The sequence below is a fragment of the Streptomyces rubellomurinus genome (assembly GCF_000961885.1).
In the GTDB taxonomy this organism is placed as follows: Bacteria; Actinomycetota; Actinomycetes; order Streptomycetales; family Streptomycetaceae; genus Kitasatospora; species Kitasatospora rubellomurina.
Genome location: NZ_JZKH01000215.1, coordinates 1 through 2,421, shown reverse-complemented (window position 1 = coordinate 2,421; position 2,421 = coordinate 1). Strand labels below are relative to the sequence as shown.

General features: G+C 72.1%; 3 protein-coding genes. All 3 read right to left on the bottom strand.

Features of this window, described 5'->3' with window-relative positions; all coding sequences use genetic code 11:
• Positions 1-287 precede the first annotated feature (287 nt).
• The gene (locus VM95_RS37310) at positions 288-1,199 is read right to left on the bottom strand and encodes a hypothetical protein (RefSeq protein ID WP_045705776.1); all 912 of its coding nucleotides are present in this window, start codon (positions 1,197-1,199) and stop codon (positions 288-290) included.
• Positions 1,200-1,251: 52 nt separating this feature from the next.
• Positions 1,252-1,512, bottom strand: a complete 261-nt coding sequence (locus VM95_RS37305; protein WP_045705774.1) for a hypothetical protein — start codon at positions 1,510-1,512, stop codon at positions 1,252-1,254.
• A 65-nt stretch (positions 1,513-1,577) separates the two neighbouring features.
• Complete coding sequence (ssb, locus tag VM95_RS37300; RefSeq protein WP_045705772.1) at positions 1,578-2,063, bottom strand: single-stranded DNA-binding protein; 486 nt, start codon at positions 2,061-2,063, stop codon at positions 1,578-1,580.
• Positions 2,064-2,421: the final 358 nt, after the last annotated feature.

Below are 2,421 nucleotides of genomic sequence, written 5' to 3'. Positions count from 1 at the left end.
GGCGCACCTCCCCCGTCCCCCCGACAGCTGCCTGGGGTCCGGGGCAAAGAGGCCGTCCGGGTCAAGGGCCGGCCGAAGGCCGGTGGCGCAGCCACGCGACCGCAGGGAGCGCCCTTGAGGCGGGCGGCCGGCCCCGGATACTGGGCCGCGAAGGGGGGCCGGGGGAACCGCGCAGCGGGGCGCCCGGACCAGAAAAGCAGCCGCGCCGAAGGCGCGACCGAATCCCGCCCGCCCCCGGCAGCAACAACCACCGCCACCGGAGACAGTCCGGTGGCGGTGGCCGTAGCTCACGCGGCAGGCGAGGTTTCTTCCTCACGATCGGGGATATCCACGGTGAGCGCCGGGTGGACAGCTGCGATGCGGCGCAAGCGGCTGCGAGCGTCGGCGCGGGCGGCAGGGCTGGGTGCCTGCCGGGCGGCCTCGGTGAGGTAGGCGATGAAGGCCGCAAGCGCGGCGGGGGTGTGCAGGATGATCCGGCGGGGCTGGAACACCGCTGCGCGGTCGCCGAGTCGGTGAGCGGCGGTCCATGCCCGGTAGAACTCCTGGGCGCCGGGGGTGAGGGGCTGGTGTCCGGCGAACTGGCCACTGAGCCAGTCAGCGAGGAACCCGCCGACTTCCACGATGGTGGGGCTGGCCTCGGGGGCCCGCAGGCGGCTCCAGCGGGTGATGCGGGTTTCCAGTGCGGCCAGGCGGCGGACGGCCGGGCGAAGTTCGTCGGCTTCCCGCGCGGCTCGGCGGAGTTGCTCGTCGGCGGCGGCCCGCAGGTAGTTCGTGTGTTGGGCGTGACGGTGGAGGTCTGCGCGGTACTCGGTGATGATCTTCTCTCCGACGTCCCGTGCGCGGGCGCGGGCTGCCTCGGTGGCCACTTCGTAGGGGCTGCGGTGGAGCCGTTCCCAAGGGTCGCGGTCGCTGGTCGTACCGGGTGGGAGCAGGGTGATGCCGTCGTAGATCCACGAGTTGTAGACGGCCAGGCGGTCGGTGTACCCGCTGGGGTTCTCGGTCGGGTCGTAGCGGCCCGAGACGAGGCGCAGGCTGGTGTAGGCGTCGGGGTCGTCGCGTTCACCGGGCGGGGCTTCGGGGTGCACGGTGATGGTGCCGAAGACGCGCGGGGCGCGGACGGTGTAGTAGGTGAGGCCGTTCTCTGCGTACTCGACGTCGTAGCGCAGCAGCAGGCGGGCTGCTGTATGGGTGGTGATCAAGGATTCTCCGGGTGGCCGGCCGGACCGTGGCGGCCCGGCCGGCTGGGGTCGGTCAGCGCTGGGCGCCGGGCAGGAAGGGCGGGATGCCGCGCGCTTCGGCGGCTTCGTTGATGAGCTTCGGCAGGCGCAGGACCACCGTCTGGAGCCAGAGCAGGCCGACGACGACGGCCAGCAGCAGCACAGTGGTGAGGATCTGGTCGTGGACGGCGCACGCCGCACCGAAACCCATGAGGGTGATGACGGCGCCGAACAGGCCGCGCTGGATGGTGCTGATGGTGCTGGTCAGCCCGGACTCGGGCGAGGTGCTGCTCACGGTTGGGGCCTTTCGGTGCCTGGGTTCGGCGGGCCGGGCGGCTTGGCGCCGCCCGGCCCGGCTGATCATCCCGCCATGGCCGGAGTCGGCCAGGGGTTGGTGGCGGGCGGGGTGGTGGGACGGGGCGGCCACGCCGCGGCGGGCGCGGCCTGCTGGGGCGCGGCCTGCTGGAGGGCGGGGCGCTTGCCCGACGCCTTGGTGACCTCGGCGGTGGCGAAGCGCAGGCTCGGGCCGACCTCGTCGATCAGCAGCTCGGTGAAGCTGCGGCGGGGCCCGTCTGCGGGCTGGTACGAGCGCTGCTTGAGCGTGCCGGTGACGATCACGCGGGCGCCCTTGGTCAGGCTCGCTGCGATGTTCTCGGCGTAGCCGCGCCAAGCGACACACGGCATGGACAGGGAGTCGCCGTCCCGCCATGCGCGGGTCGCGCTGTCGTACACCTTCTCGTTCGCGATGACGGTCATGTTGACCACCGCCGCACCGCCGTCCGTGTACTGGAGGGTCGGGTTGTCCGCGAGGTTGCCGATGAGGGTGATCTTGGTCTCGCCTGCCATAGTCGCTGCTCCTCTTGAAGTTCGGTACGGGCGCCGTGGTCTCGGTCTGCCGGTCGGGGGTGCCTTCCCCGACCAACAAGATAAGAATACACCAAAGAGGGTTTTCAAGCAAGTTCAGGGACAGGACTCCCCGCCCCGGGAAAGACGGGTGACGGACCGTCAGTTACGAGGGTGCACCTCCCCCGTCCCCCCGACAGCTGCCTGGGGTCCGGGGCAAAGAGGCCGCCCGGGTCAAGGGCCGGCCGCAGGCCGGTGGCGAAGCCACGCGAAGCGCCCTTGAGGCGGGCGGCCGGCTCCGGATACTGGGCCGCGAAGGGGGGCCGGGGGAACCGCGCAGCGGGGCGCCCGGACCAGAAAA

Bases quoted from the DNA above. Each gene is read 5' to 3' on its own strand.
- ssb (WP_045705772.1), bottom strand. From the start codon at position 2,063: ATGGCAGGCGAGACCAAGATCACCCTCATCGGCAACCTCGCGGACAAC.